The organism is Pseudomonas sp. IT-P395, assembly GCF_949767675.1.
In the GTDB taxonomy this organism is placed as follows: Bacteria; Pseudomonadota; Gammaproteobacteria; order Pseudomonadales; family Pseudomonadaceae; genus Aquipseudomonas.
The window spans coordinates 233914-253741 of record NZ_CATKPW010000022.1; the positions used below are offsets into that span (position 1 = coordinate 233914).

Genomic DNA, 19828 nt, shown 5'->3' on the forward strand with positions numbered 1-19828 from the left:
TTAATCCCTCATGAGCGCTAGTGTGGACCTGCGACTAAATTGAAACATTTGGTCACGCGTCGACCTGGGTCTAGCAGGTCGTGGTGCCACCGGCTCAAGGGAACCTCCAAGTGATAACAAAGATCCTGATCGCCAACCGTGGTGAGATTGCCGTACGAATCGTGCGAGCCTGCGCCGAAATGGGCATTCGCTCGGTTGCGATTTTTTCCGACGCCGACCGTCATGCGTTGCATGTGAAGCGTGCGGACGAGGCCCATAGCATCGGTGCCGAGCCACTGGCCGGTTACCTGAACCCGCGCAAGCTGGTGAACCTGGCGGTTGAAACCGGCTGCGATGCGTTGCACCCCGGTTACGGTTTCCTCTCGGAAAACGCCGAGCTGGCAGACATATGCGCTGAACGCGGCATCAAATTCATTGGCCCGTCGGCGGAAGTCATTCGCCGCATGGGCGACAAGACCGAAGCGCGGCGCAGCATGATCAAGGCCGGTGTGCCGGTTACGCCGGGTACCGAAGGCAATGTTGCCGACATCGAAGAAGCCTTGGCCGAAGGCGACCGCATCGGTTACCCGGTGATGCTCAAAGCCACTTCCGGTGGTGGCGGGCGCGGTATCCGTCGCTGCAATAGCCGCGAAGAACTCGAACAGAATTTCCCTCGGGTGATTTCCGAAGCGACCAAGGCGTTCGGTTCTGCCGAAGTGTTCCTGGAAAAATGCATCGTCAATCCCAAGCACATCGAAGCGCAGATTCTCGGCGACAGCTTTGGCAACGTCGTGCACCTGTTCGAGCGTGATTGCTCGATCCAGCGTCGCAACCAGAAGCTCATCGAAATCGCCCCGAGCCCGCAACTGACTCCCGAGCAACGCGCTTACATCGGCGACTTGTCGGTGCGTGCGGCGAAGGCAGTGGGTTACGAGAACGCCGGTACTGTGGAGTTCCTGCTCGCCGAGGGCGAGGTGTACTTCATGGAGATGAACACCCGGGTGCAGGTGGAACACACCATCACCGAAGAGATCACCGGGATCGATATCGTTCGCGAGCAGATTCGCATCGCCTCCGGCCTGCCGTTGTCGGTCAAGCAGGAAGACATCCAGCACCGTGGTTTCGCGTTGCAGTTCCGCATCAACGCTGAGGACCCGAAGAACAACTTCCTGCCGAGCTTCGGCAAGATCACCCGTTACTACGCCCCCGGCGGTCCGGGCGTGCGCACCGATACCGCGATCTACACCGGCTATACCATTCCGCCATTCTACGATTCGATGTGCCTGAAACTGGTGGTCTGGGCGCTGACCTGGGAAGAGGCGATGGACCGTGGCCTGCGCGCCCTCGACGACATGCGTCTGCAGGGGGTGAAGACCACCGCGGCGTACTATCAGGAAATCCTGCGCAACCCGGAATTCCGTAGCGGCCAGTTCAATACCAGCTTCGTTGAAAGCCACCCGGAACTGACCAACTACTCGATCAAGCGCAAACCCGAAGAGCTGGCCCTGGCCATCGCCGCCGCCATCGCCGCCCACGCAGGCCTGTGAGGAATACAACAATGTCCAAGAAGATCTTTGTCACCGATACCATCCTGCGCGACGCTCACCAATCGCTGCTCGCCACCCGCATGCGCACCGAAGACATGCTGCCGATCTGCGACAAGCTCGACAAAGTCGGCTACTGGTCGCTGGAATGCTGGGGCGGTGCGACGTTCGACGCCTGCGTCCGCTTCCTCAAAGAAGACCCGTGGGAGCGTCTGCGCCAACTGCGTGCGGCGCTGCCTAACACGCGTCTGCAAATGCTTTTGCGCGGCCAGAACCTGCTGGGCTACCGCCATTACAGCGATGACGTGGTCAAAGCGTTCGTCGCCAAGGCTGCGGTAAATGGCATCGACGTGTTCCGCATTTTCGACGCGATGAACGACGTGCGTAACCTGCGCGTGGCCATCGAAGCGGTGAAGGCGGCCGGCAAACATGCGCAAGGCACCATCGCTTACACCACCAGTCCGGTTCACACCATCGATGCGTTCGTGGCCCAAGCCAAGCAGATGGAAGCCATGGGTTGCGACTCGGTGGCGATCAAGGACATGGCTGGCTTGTTGACCCCGTACGCCACCGGTGAACTGGTGCGTGCGTTGAAAGCCGAGCAATCGTTGCCGGTGTTTATCCACTCGCACGACACCGCCGGTCTGGCGACCATGTGCCAACTCAAGGCGATCGAAAACGGCGCCGATCATATCGACACCGCAATCTCCAGCTTCGCCTCGGGCACCAGCCATCCAGGCACTGAGTCGATGGTTGCTGCACTCAAAGGCACCGAGTTCGACACCGGCCTGAACCTCGAGCTGCTGCAAGAGATCGGCCTTTACTTCTACGCCGTGCGTAAGAAGTACCACCAGTTCGAAAGCGAATTCACCGCGGTCGACACTCGCGTGCAAGTCAACCAGGTGCCGGGCGGGATGATCTCCAACCTTGCCAACCAGTTGAAAGAGCAGGGCGCACTCAACCGCATGGCTGAAGTCCTCGCGGAAATCCCGCGCGTACGTGAAGACCTTGGCTTCCCGCCGCTGGTGACGCCGACCTCGCAGATCGTCGGCACCCAGGCGTTCTTCAACGTGCTGGCCGGCGAGCGCTACAAGACTATCACCAACGAAGTGAAGCTTTACCTGCAAGGCGGCTATGGCAAAGCACCGGGCGTAGTGAACGAAAAACTGCGTCGTCAGGCGATCGGCAGTGAAGAAGTCATCGATGTGCGTCCGGCCGATCTGCTCAAGCCGGAAATGACCAAGCTGCGTGCCGACATCGGCGCACTGGCCAAGTCGGAAGAAGACGTGCTGACCTTCGCCATGTTCCCGGACATCGGTCGCAAGTTCCTCGAAGAGCGCGCCGCGGGAACCCTCACGCCGGAAGTGCTGCTGCCGATTCCAGAGGCTGGCGGTGTGACCAAGGCTGGCGGCGAAGGCGTGCCGACCGAGTTCGTTATCGACGTCCACGGCGAAACCTACCGCGTCGACATCACCGGTGTCGGCGTCAAGGCTGAAGGCAAGCGTCACTTCTACCTGTCCATCGACGGCATGCCGGAAGAAGTGGTGTTTGAGCCGCTCAACGAGTTCGTCAGCGGTGGCAGCAGCAAGCGCAAGCAAGCCTCGGCGCCGGGCCACGTCAGCACCACCATGCCGGGCAACATCGTCGATGTGCTGGTCAAGGAGGGTGACACCGTCAAGGCGGGTCAGGCTGTGCTGATCACCGAAGCGATGAAGATGGAAACCGAAGTCCAGGCTGCGGTTGCCGGCAAGGTCACCGCCATTCATGTGGCCAAGGGTGATCGGGTCAATCCGGGTGAAATTCTGATCGAGATCGAAGGCTGAGATAACGGCCGCGATCCAACGCTTTAAACCTCGGGGGGGCATGTGCTCCCCTTTTTTTTGCCTGAATTTTTCACCTGTAGGAGCTGCCGAAGGCTGCGATCTTTTGATGTTGTTTTGGGTTAATAAAAACAAAGATCAAAAGATCGCAGCCTTCGGCAACTCCTACAGAAAATGTTGTGTCAGTTAAAACGCCATGCGCCATTGGCCCATCACGCCGTGAGTGCGGCTGTCAGTGGCCATTTCACCGGTAAGACCAACGCCGACGGAGTGATTGGCTGACAGCCCAAGATCGAGGCCGGCATCCACCGACAGGCTGTTGCGATCCAGCGCGGCACCGGCAACCTCAAACCGCTTGCCACCCTTGACCAGTTGTTGGCGGGTGTCGCTTTCGATCTCGCCAAAGGTGTGTTTCCAACCGGCACTGAATCGCGGCGTCAGCGTCATGCCGTTATCCAGCCGAGTGATTTTTGCCGTGCGCAGGCCGAAGGTGCTGCTGAGGTTGTCGCGGGTTTGCCCAAAGACTTTCAGCGCTGCATCCCCACCTTTTTCGCTGTAGCTGTCGCGCTGATAGCGCTGATAGCCGAGGCTGGCGAACGGTTCGAGCGTCGCGTTGTGCCGGCCAACATTGACCGCCAGTTCGGCAAAGGCTTGCTGGGTGTTGGCGTCATAGTTGCCCTTGAGACGATCGCTGAAGCCGTTGAAGGCCACTCGCCGCTTGCTGTCGCCGTCATGGCTGGCATAGGTCGCCCCGAGACGCAGTGAGAACGGTCCGTCCTGGCGCACGGCGTAGGCGCCGAGGTGCCAGCTGTCGAGGTCGCCATCGTATTGCCGAGCGTCGAGTCTGGTTTGCGATTTACCACCGACCAGGCCGATATGCCATTGCTCATCGAGCCGCCAGTCGGCGCCCATGACCAGGCCTTGGGTCGCGTGTTTCAGGGTGCTGTCGAACTCGCGGTCAACCTTGCCGCCATGGCCGAGCGCCTGAATCCACACCCGCCCGGAGTCGGCGCCGCCGGCGGCCTGACGCGGTGAGTTGCCGGAACCGTAGGCAGAACCGTAACGGCTATTCAGTTGCTGCATGGCCGAGAGCATGCTCGCGCTCACCGGAGTGATACTGCTTAGCGTGGCTTTGGCGAGATTGGCGTTGCTGCCGGCGGCGAGTTGTTCGATGGCGACGGGGGCGGTGGTTTTGTCGCTGGTCAGTAGTGCGGCGACTGCTGCGTTTGTGGGTTTTAGTGGCGCAGGGGCGGGCTGTTCGGCGGTCTCGTTAACTTGCGCAGTAAGAGGTTCGTCCTGCATTAGCGATGGGACGGACTCTGCAACGAGCGTCGACGCCGATGGCGGAACTGGAACTGGAACTGATGCGGATGCCGTCAATGGCGTTGGCGTTGGCGTTGGCGTTGGCGTCGCGAATGGCGCAGGCGTTTGTGGTTCGACAATGCTGTCGGCAACTGCACGACCGTTGTCTGTTGTGGCAACGCTCGCAAGCGGCTCACCGTTACGGGCATAAGTCAGCCCGACAGATTTTTTGTTGTACTGAGGTGTGGCGGTCATAAAGGCGAGGTTGTTAAGGACCTTGCCGAATTCGCCTTCTACCTTGCCGGCTTCGATGATTTTGTACTGGCGACTTTGCGGATACTCCCCTGGAACGGCAACGACGTTCAGGGTTGCACCTTCCAGCCTGGCAGTGCCATCGACCTTGATCGTTTGACTGCCACTGGGCGTGACCTCATAAGCCAGCTCGGCGGTTGGGGACAAGCGCAAGTCGCCTTTCACGCGCGGACTGCCGAGTGCCCCATTGACGGAGAGCAGGCCGGCGACCTCCAGGCTGCCCACAGCGCCTTTACCTGCAAAGCTGCCACCTCTTTCGACATAGACATCGCCCTTGATGCCCCCCAGGTTGGTCAAAGCGGTACCGCTGTTGACCAGCACGCCGTCCTTGAAGTCACCCTTGGAACTCAGAGTCCAGTCGCCCCGGCTGAGGAGCAGGCCGTTGAAATTACGCGTGTCTTTCAGCTCGCCGCCTGCCGCTGCATCCAGGAACAGGACGTTATCTCCTGCGCCACCATCCAGCAGGCCGGTAAAGCTTGCGCCGTCCGTGAGTGTGATCAGATCGTTTACAGCGGTACCTTTAAACGTTTCTTCAGGGGTTTTAAAAGCGATGGGTACCGTACTTGGGTCGGTGAGAAATCCCTTGAGTCGTTCAAGTGCCATTTCTTTAGCGTTGGTTTCGGGCAATTCAGTGGCATTCACGACTGCGGTTGAATCAGCGACTTCAGAGGATTGCTGAGCGTTGGCAAGCTCTACACAAGCCAGCGCCAGCGAAATGGCCAAAGCCAAGTGTTTTGGTTTGAAAGTGTGTTGAAGGGGCATTAGGTAGGGCCTTTTTTGAAAGGAGACCCAACTCTATTGATGCACCCGAAAATCCGATGTCGGCTGCTTCCCGCAGGCTTGCAGGCGACATCGCATCGTTTTGTAGAAAATGACCGTGTGATCTGGAACCCGGAGTTTTGCTCGGCTGCAGCGGCTCTTTTTCCTACAACCAATCAAGACCGCGCCGCCTGTTCAACCTCAAAAACTCATCTGCCACTGCCCGATCAAACCGTGATTGCGGCTGTTGCTGCCGATCTCACCGCTGTATCCCACACCCAGCGTGTGCCGCGCAGAAATCCCCACATCCAGCCCGGCTTCCAGCACCAGGCTGTCGCGATCCAGCGAGCTACCATCGACACTGAACGCGGTGCCGCCAGTCACAAACGCCTGACGCGTCGAGCTGCCGACATCGCCGTAAGTGTGTTTCCAGCCAGCAGCCATGCGCGGGGTCACGCTCATGCCGTTGTCGAGGCTGCTCAAGTGCGCCAGGCGCAGGCCGAAGGTGCTGCTGAAGTTGTCCTGGGTCTGGCTGTCGACTTGCAGCGCGGCGGCGCCGCCTTTTTCCTTATAGCTGTCGCGGTGGTAGCGCTGATAACCGAGGCTGGCGAAGGGCTCGGCGCTGAGGCGGCCGCTGCCCATGGCATAGCCGAGTTCGGCGAAGGCTTGCTGGCTATCGGCGTCGTAATCGCCTTTCGGGCGGTCGCTGAAACCATTGAAGGCGATGGTGCGTTTGCTTTCGCCCTGATGGCCGCTGTACGCCGCGCCGAGGCGCAAAGCGATCGGGCCGTTCTGGTGCAGCGCGTAGACGCCGGCGTGCCAGCTCTCGACGTTGCCGTCGACGCCGGTCGCGTCCAGATCGGTTTTCGAATAACCACCCAGTACGCCCAGGCGCCACGCTGGATTCAGTGACCAGTCGGCGCCCAGCACGCTGCCCTTGGTGCGTTGTTCCAGACCACTGCTGCCGTGTTCGCCATCGAGCTTGCCGTAGCCGCCGATGCCTTGCAGCCAGAGCCGGCCGTGAGCGTTCGGATCATTCAGGTTGCGCGCCTCGGTCGGCACGCCGTTGGCCGCCAGCACGGGCGTGTCGCGTTGATCGAGGCCGACCAGCAGTCCCGGGCTGCCGCCCATTTGCTGCATCGCCGAGAGCATGCTGCTGCCGACCTGACTGCTGGCGCTGAGGGTGGCGTTGGTCAGGTTGGCGTTGCTGGCACCGGCCAGTTGCTCGATTGCTGCGCCGGCGCTGCTTTGGCTGGTATTGAGCAAGGCGTTGTACAGCGCACTGTTTTTGCCGATTGAGGCGAGGCTGTTGGCGGCGTTTGTGCCGTTGCCGGTCGTGGCAAACTCATTGAAAGCCACGTCGTTGCGAGTGTAGGTCAGGTCAACTTGGGTAGGCGTGTAGGCAAGGGTCGGCGTCAGGAATGCATAGTCGCTGCTGACCTTGCCGAAGGTGCCGTTGACCTGCGCCGCTTGCAGCACGGTGTAGTGGCTCTGCCAGGGATACGTGCCGCTATCGGGATTCACCGCGAGCGTTGCGCCATTGAGATTGGCGATGCCGCCGACCTGTACCGGCGCGCTGCTGCCATCGGCGTTGACGCCGTAGGCGAGGGTGGCTGCGCTGCCCATGTTCAAATCGCGAACGATGGTTGCGCGACCGAGTCCGGTGTCGGTGCGCAATGTGCCGTTGACGGTGAGGCTGCCCACCGAACCGCCACCGGCATACACACCGCCGGCATCCACGGTCAGGTTACCGGTGATGCTGCCTTGATTGATCAGTTTTGCGCCGTTGCGCACTGCACCGCCGTCGCTGAAGTCGCCGCTGCCTGTGAGTGTCCACGCACCTTGTTCTACCTCCAGCCATTCGAAGTTACGACTGGCGCCGAAGCTGCCACCGGCCGCATCGTCCATCACCACCCGGTCGTAACCGCTGCCGCCATCCACCACGCCGACAAAGCGACTGCCGTTGCGCAGGGTCAGACTGTCGTTACCGCCGCCCAGATCCAGCGCCAGGCCATTGCTGCCACTGATCGTGCCGCCGTTGATGACGTTGTCGTCGAACTCGCCGACGAGCTTCACGCCGAAACCGTTGAGGCCTTGAATGGTGCCGAAGTTTTCCAGAGTGGTCGCCGCCAGTCCCGAGCCGCCGCTGCCATCGTCGACCAGAATGGCGCTGTCGGCACCGCTGATCAAAGCGTTGCTGGCGTTGAGGATGTAACCGCCACCCAGCGCGATACCCTCGCTGCCGTTGGCGAAACCACCCTTGTCCACACCGCCCGCACCGACGCCCTGAATAGTCCCGTAGTTTTCGATGTGGGCGATCTTGTCGATGTCCACGCCGTCGCCGTCACCGTTCGCTTGCAAGCCTGAGTAAGCGCCAGTGATGGTGCCGTGGTTAATCACCGTGCCATCGCCGTCGGAACCGAAGCCGGAACCATTGCGGCCGGCGATCTGCCCGTAGTTGATCAGCGTCGCGCCAAGATCGGTGGTGATGCCATGGCGGCCACCGGAAATCACCCCGTAGTTGGTCACACTGACGCCGCTCGCGGAATCGATATCGATGCCGTCGAATTTCCCGTCGGCATTGTGCGAATCGCCGGACGAAATCTCGCCATAGTTGCTGATCGTCGCATTCGCGCCGGTCTTCATGCCGTCGCTGGCGTCGCCGCGAATCAGCCCGCCGACGCGGTTGATAATGGTGGTCTTCACGCCGTCACTGCGCAGCGCATCGAGATCCAGTCCCTGGCCGGTGGTGGAGCGAATCACGCCGCTGTTGTCGATCAACAGGCTGCCGCTGACAAAGTTGCTGTCGATACGCAACGCGTCGTTGGCACCGCGAATCTGCCCGCCGCTGCGGTTGTAAATCGTGTAGTTGCGCGCCTGGGTCAGGTCGCCACTGCTGTCGATGGCCCGGCCACCGCTGGAAACGATTTTGCCGGCGTTGTCGATCACCACACCGGCACCGCTGGTCTTGTCTTTCAGGCTCACGGCCTTGCCGCTGTTGGTGATGCTGCCCGGCGCGGAAATCGTCAACGTGTCGCTGCCACCCAGCGTTTGTGCTGCCGTGGTGGCGGTGTCGATCTGCACAGTTTTAGCGTTTGCCGAAGTGGCAGCGATCAACAGGGCAATGGCGAGGGACAGACGCTGTGGCGGGAACGGCATGGTCGGACGGCCTTTTTGTTATAAGCGGGCCGTCCTGTATAGCGAAGGGTTTTTACAGAATGATGTCGGTGGTTGATCTGCATTGTTTTGCATCTTCAGCGCTGAAATATATTAATTTCTGCATTTTGTTGCAGTTTTTTTGCCTGCTTCTCTCATTAGGTGCGGTAAGTTTTGATTCAAACGCCGAAGCACTCACATCAATGAATCCCCGCGCCATTAATGTTTATTGAGCCTTATGCGGCGCTCGAAGATTGGAGAGGAAAATGGTAATGACAGTTCTCGAACGCATGGCGCTCATCGAAAGCATTCAAGAGGCGCTGGCCGACGGGACATTGGAAATCAGCGAAGCCGTCCGCCGTTTACGAGTTGAGGTGACAGGGCTGCATCAAATCCAATTCGCTAAGATGTGCAAAATTTCGGTCCGCACGTTGATACACATAGAGCACGCTGAGGGTAATCAGACGTTGAGGTCGTTGGACTCAATATTCCGATTGTTTGGCCTGAAAATGGGCGTTGTGCGGGTACGCCGAGAGCCCCATTAAAACCCGACGCAACCCGCAAGGTGCCGATCCCCCTAGCTCCGTCGCACGTAAGCCTTGCCGTAATGCCGCTCCATTCGTGCCTGAATCAACTCCAGTCCAATGGACATCAGCCAGTAGATGATCGCCGCCGTCGTCAGCATTTCGATGTAGCGGTAGCTTGAGCGCCCGTATGACTGGGCGAGAAACATCACTTCCCAGACGCCCATCACCGAGATCAGTGACGAGTCCTTGAGCATCGAGATGAACTGGTTGGTCGTGGGCGGGATGATCGTGCGCATGGCTTGCGGCAGGGTGATGCGCCAGAAAATCACCGTCTCGCGCATACCCAGTGCTAGCGAAGCTTCGCGCTGGCCGTGGTCGACACCGAGGATGCCGGCGCGGAAGATTTCGCTGAGATAGGCGCCGTAGTTCAGCGACAAGGCAATGATGCCCGCGACGATGGCGCCAGGCACGATGCCCAGTTGCGGCAAGCCGAGGTAGATCAGCAGGATCTGGATAAGCAGTGGCGTGCCGCGAAAGAACGAGGTGTAAAAACTGGCGATGCCGAACGCCACGGCGCTTTTCGACAGACGTGCCAATGCCGTGATGAAGCCCAGCAGGGACGAGGCGACAATCGAGCACACGCAGAGGAACAGCGTCAGCGCTGCACCCTGCAAGAAGCCGTTGGGCGCCAGGTGCAGGCCGACCAGATTGGGCAGTTTGTCGAGGATGATCGAGAACTTCAGGTCGAAGCTCAGGAAGAACCCGGCGAACAGGCAGAACAGCGTTGCCCAGGTCAGGTACAGCCGCGTACGAAAACCGAACATCCGTTGCAGGCGTGATTCAGCCACCGGTTGCGGTGGCTGTGGCGGTGTCGGGAAAGAAGTCATTGGCTGATATCAGCGCCGATCCATTTTTGCGAAAGCTTGCTCAGGGTGCCGTCCTGTTTCAGTTGCGCGAACACCTCGCGCACTTTGGCATCCCATTGCGCGTCACCCTTTTCGATGGCCACCGAGTTCGGCTCCGAATACAGCGGCGCGCCGGCCAGTTTGAAGCGTTTGTCCTGGTTCAGGCGTGGCTGCGCGGTGACGAGGTTGGTGAGGATTGCATCCAGGCGCACGCCGGCGCCCAGGCCCAAGTCCTGGAAGGCGACGTTATCGGTATCGTACGGCGCGATCTGCACATCTTCGAACGGGTACTGCAGTTGCGTATCTTCGGCGCCTTCGATGACCAGGTTCTTGTTCAGATAGCTTTCGTAACTGGACGCGCTGGTGAGGCCGACTTTTTTGCCGCTCAGATCCTTGGCGTCGTGGATCCGCTCATCCTTGGCATTGACCACGATCACCGCCGGCGAAGCGTAGTACTCGACCGGGAAATCGAACACCTCGGCGCGGGCCTTGCTCGGCGTCATCGAGCAGATGCAGATATCGTAGCGCCCGCTCCAGCGGCCGGCGGCAATGACGTCCCAGGACGGCGTTTCCAGTCGTAACTTGACGCCCAGTTTTTCAGCCACGGCCTTGGCGACATCCACGTCGAAGCCGTCTAGTTGGTTCTGGTCATTGAGAAACGAGAACGGTGGATAGCTTTCCATCAGCACACCGACCAGCTCTTTCTTTTGCTCGATACGGTCCAGCGTGGTGCCAGCAAAGGCTTGCGTGGAGGCGGCCAGAATCGTCAGGCCCAGGGCCAGTAGCGGTTGAAATTTCACAGTCGATCCCTGGGTAAAAAAGAGGTTGTTTTTAACGGAATGGTGCGTATTAAATAGTTATAAGAACGACTCTGATAGTGAGTTATTTTCATAAGCATATGAGTGAAAAGCATATGGGCGCAGGCAGCACGATTATTCTCGATGGCGGCATGGGCCGTGAATTGCAGCGCGCCGGTGCGCCATTTCGCCAGCCGGAGTGGTCGGCGCTGGCGTTGAGCGAGGCGCCGCAAGCGGTTGAGGCGGTACATGCCGCTTATATCGCCAGTGGCGCCAATGTGATTACCACCAACAGTTATGCCGTGGTGCCGTTCCATATTGGTGAGGAACGCTTCGCCGCTGAAGGGCAGGCACTGGCGGCGTTGGCCGGTGAACTGGCGCGACGTGCGGTGCAAGCCTCGGGGAAATCCGTGCGGGTGGCCGGCTCATTGCCGCCGCTGTTCGGCTCCTATCGTCCGGATCTGTTCGAGGCCGCCCGAGTGACTGAGTTGCTGGCGCCCTTGGTCAACGGCCTGGCAGCGCATGTTGATGTGTGGCTGGCGGAAACCCAGAGTTCGATCATCGAGGCGCGAGCCATTCACGCCGGGTTGCCGAAGGATGGCAAACCGTTCTGGTTGTCGTTCACCTTGAAGGACGAAGACACTGATGAAGTGCCGCGCCTGCGCTCTGGTGAGCCGGTCGCCGAAGCGGCTGCGGTGGCGGCTGAGTTGGGCGTCGAGACGTTGCTGTTCAATTGCAGTCAGCCAGAAGTGATCGGTGCCGCGATTGATGCCGCGCGTGAAACCTTCGAGCGTCTGGGGGTGAAGATAAACATTGGTGCTTACGCCAATGCGTTTCCGCCGCAGCCAAAAGAAGCTACGGCCAATGACGGACTTGATCCGCTGCGCGAGGATCTGGATCCGCCGGGGTACTTGCACTGGGCGATTGACTGGCAGCAGCGCGGTGCCAGCCATTTGGGCGGTTGCTGCGGGATCGGGCCGGAACACATCGCGGTGCTGGCGCAGAAACTGGGCTGAAAACAGATCAAAAAATCGCAATCTGCGGCAGCTCCTACATGGGATTGACGTTCACCCTGTAGGGGCTGCCGCAGGCTGCGATCTTTTGCTTTTCAGGTAATCACGATCGGCATTCAACCAAGCCTTTCACCTGCCCGTCGGACGTCTGATTATCATCCGACAGCCACTGCTCGAACCCTGCCGCAATCGCCGGCCACTCGCCATCCAGAATCGAGTACCACGCGGTATCGCGGTTCTGTCCCTTGACCACCATGTGCTGGCGGAACACGCCTTCGAAGCTGAAACCCAAACGCTCGGCGGCGTATTTGGAGCGGGCGTTGCCGTTGTTGCATTTCCATTCGAGGCGGCGGTAGCCGAGGTCGAAGGAATATTTGGCCAGCAGGTATACCGCTTCGGTGCTTCTCGGCGAGCGCTGCATCGGCGCACCAAAGGTGACGTGACCGATTTCAATGCGACCCTGGGCCGGGACGATCGACATCAGGCTGAGGATGCCTTGCACTTGGCCGCTGGCGCGGTCGATGACGCTGAAGAAATACGGGTCGCTGGCGGCCGCGTGGTTGTTCAGCCAGGCGTCGAAAGTGCTGCGCTCCGGAAAAGGTCCATAAGGCAAGTAATCCCAGAGTTTCGGGTCGGCGCCGGGGCCTTCGAGGGCGGCGAACAGTTCGTCGCCATGGCGCGCCGGGTCGAGTCTTTCCAGGCGAATGAAACGCCCTTCGAGCAGCGTGGCAGTGGGGGCGGGGGCGCCTTTCCAGTCAGCCAGTGAAGTGGTCATGCAGATGTCTCCTTAAATGGCCTTGCGAAACTGGATGAAGCCCGGGCGTTCAGCGATGCGCTCGTAGAGCTGGATCGCAGTGGCGTTGGTTTCGTGGGTCAGCCAGTGCACTTTGCAGCAGCCGTCAGCCTTGGCCGTGGCGTAAACGTGTTCGATCAACAGACGACCGACACCGCTGCCACGGGTTTCCGGCACCACCAGCAGATCCTGCAGGTAGCAGGAGTTTTCGATGCTCCAGTTCGAGCGATGGTAGATGTAATGCACCATGCCCACGGCTTTACCGTCGGCCCACGCCAATGCTGCGTGGGTTGGCTCGCTCGGGTCGAGAAAACGCTGCCAGGTACTTTGCGTCACAGCTTCCGGCAGTTGGGTGTTGTAGAAACGCAGATAAGCCTGCCACAGCGGTAGCCACGCGGCGTGGTCGTCGGCGCTGACCTGGCGAATGTCGGTCTGACTCATGGTGATTTCCTTAGCGCATCAATCGGGCGAGGGTTTGATCATTGATTTCCGGGCTGGCCGCCAGGCCTTCGCGCACGCCGGCAATGTCTTCGGCGCTGCGGTTCTGGCTGAGCTTGCGTTTGCCTTCGAGGCGGTCGATGGGAATGGCGAAACCGACAATCGCTTTGAGCATGCCGTCGATGTAATCGGCAGGCGCATCGGCGACGGACCACGGTTGCGCGCGGCCGGCTTCATGACGGTCGGTGAGGGTGCTGACGATGTCGAGCAGGCGTCCGCCGTCGCTGAAAGTTTCGGCGTGGCCATAGGCATGCACGGCGATGTAGTTCCAGGTCGGCACGACTTTGCCGTGCTCGGCCTTGCTCGGATAAAAACCCGGGCTGACGTAGGCATCGGCGCCGGCGAAGATCAGCATGGCTTCGGCACCGTCGCGCAAGTCTTTCCACTGCGGGTTGGCGCGGGCCAGGTGCCCGTACAGCGTGCCGTACTCGCCTTGTTCGCAATGCAGCAGCACCGGCACATGGCTGGCCTGCAAGCCACTTTCGCCGTGGGTCACCAGAATGGCGAGGCGGGTGGCGAGGATCAGCTCGTGCAGTTGGGAAAGGTCTTCGATGGCAAAGGCGCGCGGTGTGTACATGGACAAATTTTCCTTGGCGAATGCCTGCATCGTAGGCAGGCTATTGGTCTGTTGTAAGAGCCATTGATGACCAATTTCATAGGTCCATTGCCATGCCCGATTCGCCAACGTTGTCCATGCCCTTCAACCCTGCCGGTATCGAGCTTGATCGGCGCCAGGGCTTGAGTCGCCAGCTCTATCAGGCGTTGCGCCTGCGTGTGCTGGATGGACGGCTGGCGAGTGGTACACGGTTACCGGCCAGTCGCGATCTGGCGGCGGCGTTGGGGATCTCCCGCAACAGCGTGGTGCGCGCCTACGATCAACTGTATGCCGAAGGCTTTATTGAGGGGCGGGTAGGGGATGGCACCTACGTCGCCCAATTGATGCCCGTGACGACCCCAACGAAAAAACTATCCACAAAAGTATCCACAGGGTTTTCAACAGGCTTACCCACAGCCTTATCCACAAATTGGCTGGATTTATCTGTGATTTCATCCAGTAAAGTTATCCACAGTGATAATTTTTCGCGCATTGAAAAGAACCATTTGGCCCGACCCCCGAGTGGTCCGCCGCGAGCATTCAGGGTGGGTGTTCCGGCGTTTGATCTATTCCCCTTCGAGGTGTGGGCCAAGCTGAATGCGGCTTTCTGGCGTAAACCGGATCTGGAGCAACTGTGTTACGGCGATCCGTCCGGCGATGCGCGCCTGCGTGCAATGATCGCTGCCTATCTGCGCAGTTCGCGCGGCATGCAGTGTTCACCTGAGCAAATTGTGATCACCAGCGGCGCACAGCAAGGCATTAGCCTTTGTGCACAGTTGCTGGTGGCGCCGGGCGACGGTGTCGCGATCGAAAATCCTGGCTACCGCGCGGCCGGTCATGCGTTCGCTGTGGCGGGCGCTCGTTTGCACGGTATTGCCGTAGACGAAGAGGGCATGGATTGCTCGGCGCTGTCGGCCACCGGGGATTGTCGCGTGGCGTATGTCACGCCCTCTCATCAGTACCCGACCGGCGTGGTGATGAGCCTGGCGCGACGCCTCGAACTGCTCGCCTGGGCCGAGCGCTGCCATGGCTGGATCGTCGAGGACGATTACGATGGCGAATACCGTTACACCGGCGCGCCGCTGGCACCGTTGGCGGCACTCGATCGACAGGGACGCGTGCTGTATGTCGGCACTTTCGGCAAGGTCGCGTTTCCGGCGCTGCGCCTTGGGTATTTGGTTTTGCCGCCGGGGCTGGTGGATGCGTTCTCGCAACGCCGGGCGGTGGATGTCCGGCATTCCGAGGTGAGTACACAGGCGGTGATGGCTGAGTTCATGGCGGCCGGGCATTTCCAGCGGCATATCCGGCGCATGCGCCGTGCCGCGCTGAGCCGGCGCAACACCTTGCTCGACGGTTGGCCAACCGCCATCGCCGGGGTGGGTGATTTGCCCGCCGTCTCTGCCGGGCTGCACCTGACCGTGGCCGTGGACAGCATCGAGCGCGAGCAGCAGTTGATTGCGCAAGCGGCTGGCGTCGACGTCGAGATCAACGGCTTGAGCAGTTACTGGCTGCCGGACTCGACGACGCTGCTGGACCAGCGTGCCGGGCTGGTCCTGGGCTTTGCCGCTGTCCCTGAACCGGCAATCAACGCAGCGTTGATCCGGTTACGGCAGGCGTGGAAGGCGTGAGAAACAGTGCCTTCGCCGATTTGTCGGAAATGCCGCTGCGATGGATGTCGATCAGCGCCTGATTGTTCAGAAAGCGCGGCTCAAAGGCACCTCCCATACGCTGCTGCGCCACGGTTTTCATATGGCCGATGGGGAAGGGCGTGACGGGCGCCTCGGCACTGCTGTAATGGAAATGTGCGTAACACAACACCTTGTTGGTGTGGGCGTCGCGTACTTCGTACTCGTCGAGGAAATCCCTGTCCTGACCTTTGAGCCTGCGTCGCTTCACGGTTTTTGCAATCCTGACTTCGCCCTTGTCCTTGAGCCATTGCACTCCTGCGGCTGTCGGTAACTGTTGCTTGACCATGCCGATACGGGTGCTGGTACCTTTTTCTTCAAGTTTATTGGCAGCGTCGTCAAGCTTGTGGCCGAGTTCTTCGGTCGGCTTTTTGAGGTCGGCGGTCAGGTTGCTCGCAGTCAATGCTTCGTCGATTGCCGCATTGGCTTCCCGCAGGACGGCCGCATGCTTGTGGTATTGCTCCTCGACCTCGACAGGGATCCGCCATCCTCGTTTGAGCTGTGCTTCGATGCGTAGGTGAAAGCGAGCCAAACCGTCGATCAGGGCCTGACCATCACGAATACTGCTACTCAGGGAGGGGCGGGCCTTGGGCGGCTGGGGTTTCGCCGTGCGCTGTTCGACCCAGACACCAGGCGATTCCTCCTCGAACGTGGCGATGACCCCTGTCAACGTGGTTCGCACTTCGACCAGGTTGGTATCCGGGCCTTCGAGGCTCTTTTTCCGTTCGCCGACCACCGTGCCCCTGGATTTGGTTTTGATGATCCGTCGCGTCGATGAAGAGGCAGATCTCGGCCTGGAAGGCCCCGGCCCCGGCCCCGGCTCCAGCAAGTGCTTATAGCGCAGCAGCTCGACCAGTTTGCTTTCGGTACGGGCCTGGAACGCGCTCACCCGGCTGCGTACATGCTCCAGGCGTGCGGTATTGATCTGTTCGGGGTAGTCAATGAGCAGATCGCCAAAGCGTTGATTGATGGCAGAAAATTGTTCGGCCACATTGTTCAGGGCATCCGTGCGTTCGCGCAGATTTTCGAGGCTTTCATCCGCGGTCAGATTCAACGTGCTCTGGATACTCAGCGCGGCGTCTTCGATGAGACTGCCCAGCGTTTTATAGGCATTGGCGGCGTCCGCCGTGGCGCCGCCCTTGATGCAGATCTCCTGGCCGAGACTGATCTGCAACAGTTTGAGGTCGTTCAGTTCATATTTCGGTAACGCCTCGCGATAGGTTTGCACCACCTCGACAGCTTTTTTTCCCAACAACTTCAGTTCGTCAAAACGGCTCTGGGCCATCTCCATTTTTTCAATGATCGCCTGGGTCTGATCGGTCATCTTTTCGAAGGTCTGAACAAACGCCTGTACGGCGAAATCACCTTCATTGGCCAGCATTGCCTGCATTGTCTTGAGGTTGGCCTGGAACTCTGTGGAGTGCAGTTCGAGCCATTCCTGGCCAAGAAAAAGCTGCATCTCCAAGCGCTGGATCATGACGATGCGGTAGTTGGGAATGGGCTCCTTCAGATGCAACGCCTTGATTTGTTCAATGTTCGCGCCGTACGCCTTGTGCTGTGCGTCGAGTGTCGCCAGATACTGCTCGCGCGCCGGTGCCCGGGCTTCCCCGAGCGCATTGCTCAAGGCGTTATGGTCGGCGTCACGCTGAACCTGCTTGGTTTGCATCGTTGCATCGAATGCGCTGATTTCGGCGGTCAGTTGCCCGGCATCCATTTTGTTGACGTCTTGAGCGGCCTCAAGGGCGTTGTCGAGTCCGCCGCCGCGCAGGCGCAATCGAAGGTCTACCACCCATTGACCGTTGGCGGTGCGAGTCAGCGGCGGCCCGTTACGCGGCGGTTGCTGACGTGAGTCGATGATCTGCACCTCGGCGTGCTCATTGAACATGACTTCGAACCAGCGCTTGCCGACGGGGGCGAACCATTGTTTCTGGCGGGGATAAAGGTGCCTGTGCGTACCCTCCCTGGCGGCATCGCCGATGCCTCTGGGTTTGGCGATCTGTAAACTATCGAGCAGCGCTTTCAGTGCGACCGGGGATCGTTTCAGAGCAGTAAAGGGGTTCACCACCATCTCATGCGCGATGGGCAGTGCAGTGCTGGAAACGTCCGGCAGCTGCAAAGGTTTGCTGACGACGAGGTCTGTGGTGACGGTGGGGCTTGGTTCTTCCTGCGGGATCGACTCGCTGAGTGGCTTGTCGCCCATTGCTGCGCGATGGGCGAGCACCATGCCCAAGGCCAGAAGAATGTCGGTGAGGGCCGTCCAGGCAATCTTGCCGGATTGCTCATTGGCCACATCGCTGATTTCTTGCAGGTCGTCCATGATCTGCCAGATCCACGCCGCCGTGCCGACGCTGCGCCCGAGGAATGGCAAGGCGGCGTTGAACAGCATCCAGCCGCCGTGTTTAAGCGTGACCCAGCGTGCTTCTGCGTCAGAGACCGATTGGCGGTCGGCCTGGGTGATGACTGCCTGCACGTTGCTGTTATGCAGGGTCGCGAGTACATCGTGGTTAATCATTGTTGTCGCCAGTGCAACGGGGCCGGACATGTCGAGGGCGGTCAAGGGGTTCACCAGCAATTGCGGGATCGTCCAGACAGAAGGCAATCGGGCGGTGAAGACGAACTGGCTGTAGTCGAAGCGCACGTCGTCCGGCAACCAGGCCAGGACCGACTCGCGCAGATCCCGTGAATGCTGGATCTCGTACAGCAGGTTGGCGTGCGAGGGAAATTGCATCAGTGCCTTTTCGAACAGCGGTCGATAGAGCAGACACGGCCCCTTGTCCGTCTCGCGCGGGCCGATGACGAACATGTTATTGACGGTGTCCGCCTGTGAGCGGCTGCGATGGGCAACGAACCCGAGCGGGCGAATGACGATTTCATCGCGATCGACATAACGCTCATCGCTGGTGTTTGCCAGCGCGGCAACCACATAGCGATAACCCTGGTCAGTGATGCCGGCCTTGCCTTGTATTTTGTGCTGCAACGCCAGCAGCGGCAGTTCGATGGGCAACTGGCTGGTATAGAGCGCTTGCAGTGCCGACGCCTGCTCGGTGTCGTCAATCAGCAGGTTTTGCAGGTACGCCGGGTAGGTCTGGCCGATATCGACGCTGCTGACCAGTTGTTCCAGGTAGCTTGCAGTCATCCAATCAGGCGCCGCGCCGCCCTCCTTGTAACCAACGGTCTTATTGCCTGCTGGCTGCCCTGCGAGGTTTTGCAGGGCAAGCTCGATGAGCGACAGCGTCTGGGTCTGCGTGTTACCCGGCAAGACGAATGTGCCCCAGACCACCAGGCTGGTGATGCTGATTTCGATGTCATCGATGCTCACCTCGCCGGCCTGCGGATGATCCTTGGCGATCTGTTGTTTCAAGGCATCACGGGTGAACGCTTGCAGGGTAATGACTTCGCTCTGAAATGATTTTCCCTTGTTGGTGTGCTGCACCATAGTCAGATCGAGCAGATGCCGGCTGTATCGGGTTTGATCGGCGGGAGAGGCGTTGTCGAGCCAGGCTGGCAGCATCGGACGCAAGAGATCGATGTGAGGCTTGAGGCGCGGTGTCGGCTCTCGGGGATTGCCGACAGTCCCGGCGTGCGGATAAAGCTCGCTGGAACTCGAGCCCTGGAAATAATTGATCGCGCCCAGCGCTTCTGCTTCCAGGGCAACCAGTGTGCAGGCCTGATAGTCGAAAAAATCGCCCTGCGGTTCGACCAGTCGCCATTTCAACCCGGCCCCGGAGGCACCTTTCCAGTAACGACGCGGCAGGGCTTCTCCGAGCTTTGCCAACGATTCAAAACTCTCGAATCCTTTAAGCACCGAGTGGGTCATGATCAACGTACGTTTGTCGTGGGTGCCGATCAGTACAGCCGTATCGAGCAGGCTCACGTGGTTCTGCTCGTCGCCCTCGCCGCGGTCAAGATCAATCAGGCAGGCGCGGATCTTGTATGGGGCGGTGGGCAGTCGTTGGTGTTTATCCGGGAACGTGTAAAGCGCTTCGGCCATGGCGCGCTGGTCGGCATCCCAGTCCGGGTTCGTGTCGATCTTCCACAAATTGCGCAAGGCCTGTGACAACTGCTGCCAGCGGGGCTGCCCCGGATAGGTGAAATCGTCCCAGTAATTGACCTGCTGTTCCTTGTAGGCGATGAACAGCAACG

General features: G+C 59.9%; 13 protein-coding genes. 5 read left to right on the plus strand and 8 right to left on the minus strand.

Translation table 11 applies throughout. From position 1 onward, the window contains the following. Window positions 1-110: 110 nt before the first annotated feature. Window positions 111-1526: an acetyl-CoA carboxylase biotin carboxylase subunit gene (locus ACM6IN_RS16310; protein WP_025112637.1), complete on the plus strand. Its 1416-nt coding sequence runs from the start codon at window positions 111-113 to the stop codon at window positions 1524-1526. Window positions 1527-1537: 11 nt separating this feature from the next. After that, window positions 1538-3346 carry a sodium-extruding oxaloacetate decarboxylase subunit alpha gene (gene oadA / locus ACM6IN_RS16315; RefSeq protein ID WP_007912076.1) on the plus strand — a complete coding sequence of 603 codons (1809 nt, stop codon included), beginning with the start codon at window positions 1538-1540 and terminating at the stop codon, window positions 3344-3346. A 183-nt stretch (window positions 3347-3529) separates the two neighbouring features. Here the strand turns inward: oadA and ACM6IN_RS16320 are convergent, their stop codons facing one another. Together ACM6IN_RS16320 and ACM6IN_RS16325 are read right to left on the minus strand one after the other, a co-directional pair. After that, window positions 3530-5719: an autotransporter domain-containing protein gene (locus ACM6IN_RS16320; protein ID WP_414916367.1), complete on the minus strand. Its 2190-nt coding sequence runs from the start codon at window positions 5717-5719 to the stop codon at window positions 3530-3532. A gap of 198 nt (window positions 5720-5917) precedes the next feature. After that, a complete protein-coding gene (locus ACM6IN_RS16325) occupies window positions 5918-8875 on the minus strand; it encodes an autotransporter domain-containing protein (RefSeq protein ID WP_414916368.1) in 2958 nt (985 codons plus the stop codon). Window positions 8876-9138: 263 nt separating this feature from the next. Between ACM6IN_RS16325 and ACM6IN_RS16330 the strand changes: the two genes are divergently transcribed. Further along, on the plus strand, window positions 9139-9417 hold the full coding sequence (locus ACM6IN_RS16330; protein WP_007912084.1) for a helix-turn-helix domain-containing protein: 279 nt from the start codon (window positions 9139-9141) through the stop codon (window positions 9415-9417). Window positions 9418-9449: 32 nt separating this feature from the next. Here ACM6IN_RS16330 and ACM6IN_RS16335 read toward each other — a convergent pair whose 3' ends face one another. Both ACM6IN_RS16335 and ACM6IN_RS16340 read right to left on the minus strand, forming a co-directional pair. Next, entirely contained in the window at window positions 9450-10286 is an 837-nt protein-coding gene (locus ACM6IN_RS16335) for an amino acid ABC transporter permease (protein WP_007912085.1), read from the minus strand. After that, window positions 10283-11104 (minus strand): ABC transporter substrate-binding protein, encoded by an 822-nt coding sequence (locus ACM6IN_RS16340; protein WP_414916369.1) that lies wholly within the window; start codon window positions 11102-11104, stop codon window positions 10283-10285. The genes ACM6IN_RS16335 and ACM6IN_RS16340 overlap by 4 nt, the downstream gene beginning before the upstream one ends. Before the next feature lie 113 nt (window positions 11105-11217). Between ACM6IN_RS16340 and ACM6IN_RS16345 the strand changes: the two genes are divergently transcribed. Then, entirely contained in the window at window positions 11218-12117 is a 900-nt protein-coding gene (locus ACM6IN_RS16345; protein WP_095113181.1) for a homocysteine S-methyltransferase family protein, read from the plus strand. A 100-nt stretch (window positions 12118-12217) separates the two neighbouring features. Here the strand turns inward: ACM6IN_RS16345 and ACM6IN_RS16350 are convergent, their stop codons facing one another. Genes ACM6IN_RS16350 through ACM6IN_RS16360 form a run of 3 tightly spaced genes read right to left on the minus strand, consistent with a single transcriptional unit; the run spans window position 12218 to window position 13982 of the window. Then, the gene (locus ACM6IN_RS16350; protein WP_095113182.1) at window positions 12218-12889 is read right to left on the minus strand and encodes a GNAT family N-acetyltransferase; all 672 of its coding nucleotides are present in this window, start codon (window positions 12887-12889) and stop codon (window positions 12218-12220) included. Between the two features lie 12 nt (window positions 12890-12901). Then, window positions 12902-13348, minus strand: coding sequence for a GNAT family N-acetyltransferase (locus ACM6IN_RS16355; protein WP_414916370.1), 447 nt, complete (start codon window positions 13346-13348; stop codon window positions 12902-12904). A gap of 10 nt (window positions 13349-13358) precedes the next feature. Then, window positions 13359-13982, minus strand: a complete 624-nt coding sequence (locus ACM6IN_RS16360) for an FMN-binding negative transcriptional regulator (protein ID WP_026000519.1) — start codon at window positions 13980-13982, stop codon at window positions 13359-13361. A gap of 92 nt (window positions 13983-14074) precedes the next feature. Here ACM6IN_RS16360 and ACM6IN_RS16365 point away from each other — a divergent pair, with 92 nt between their 5' ends. Next, entirely contained in the window at window positions 14075-15628 is a 1554-nt protein-coding gene (locus ACM6IN_RS16365) for a PLP-dependent aminotransferase family protein (RefSeq protein WP_414916371.1), read from the plus strand. Here ACM6IN_RS16365 and ACM6IN_RS16370 read toward each other — a convergent pair. Continuing rightward, window positions 15585-19826: a dermonecrotic toxin domain-containing protein gene (locus ACM6IN_RS16370; RefSeq protein WP_414916372.1), complete on the minus strand. Its 4242-nt coding sequence runs from the start codon at window positions 19824-19826 to the stop codon at window positions 15585-15587. The two genes, ACM6IN_RS16365 and ACM6IN_RS16370, sit on opposite strands and share 44 nt — an antisense overlap. Between the last annotated feature and the right edge of the window lie 2 nt (window positions 19827-19828).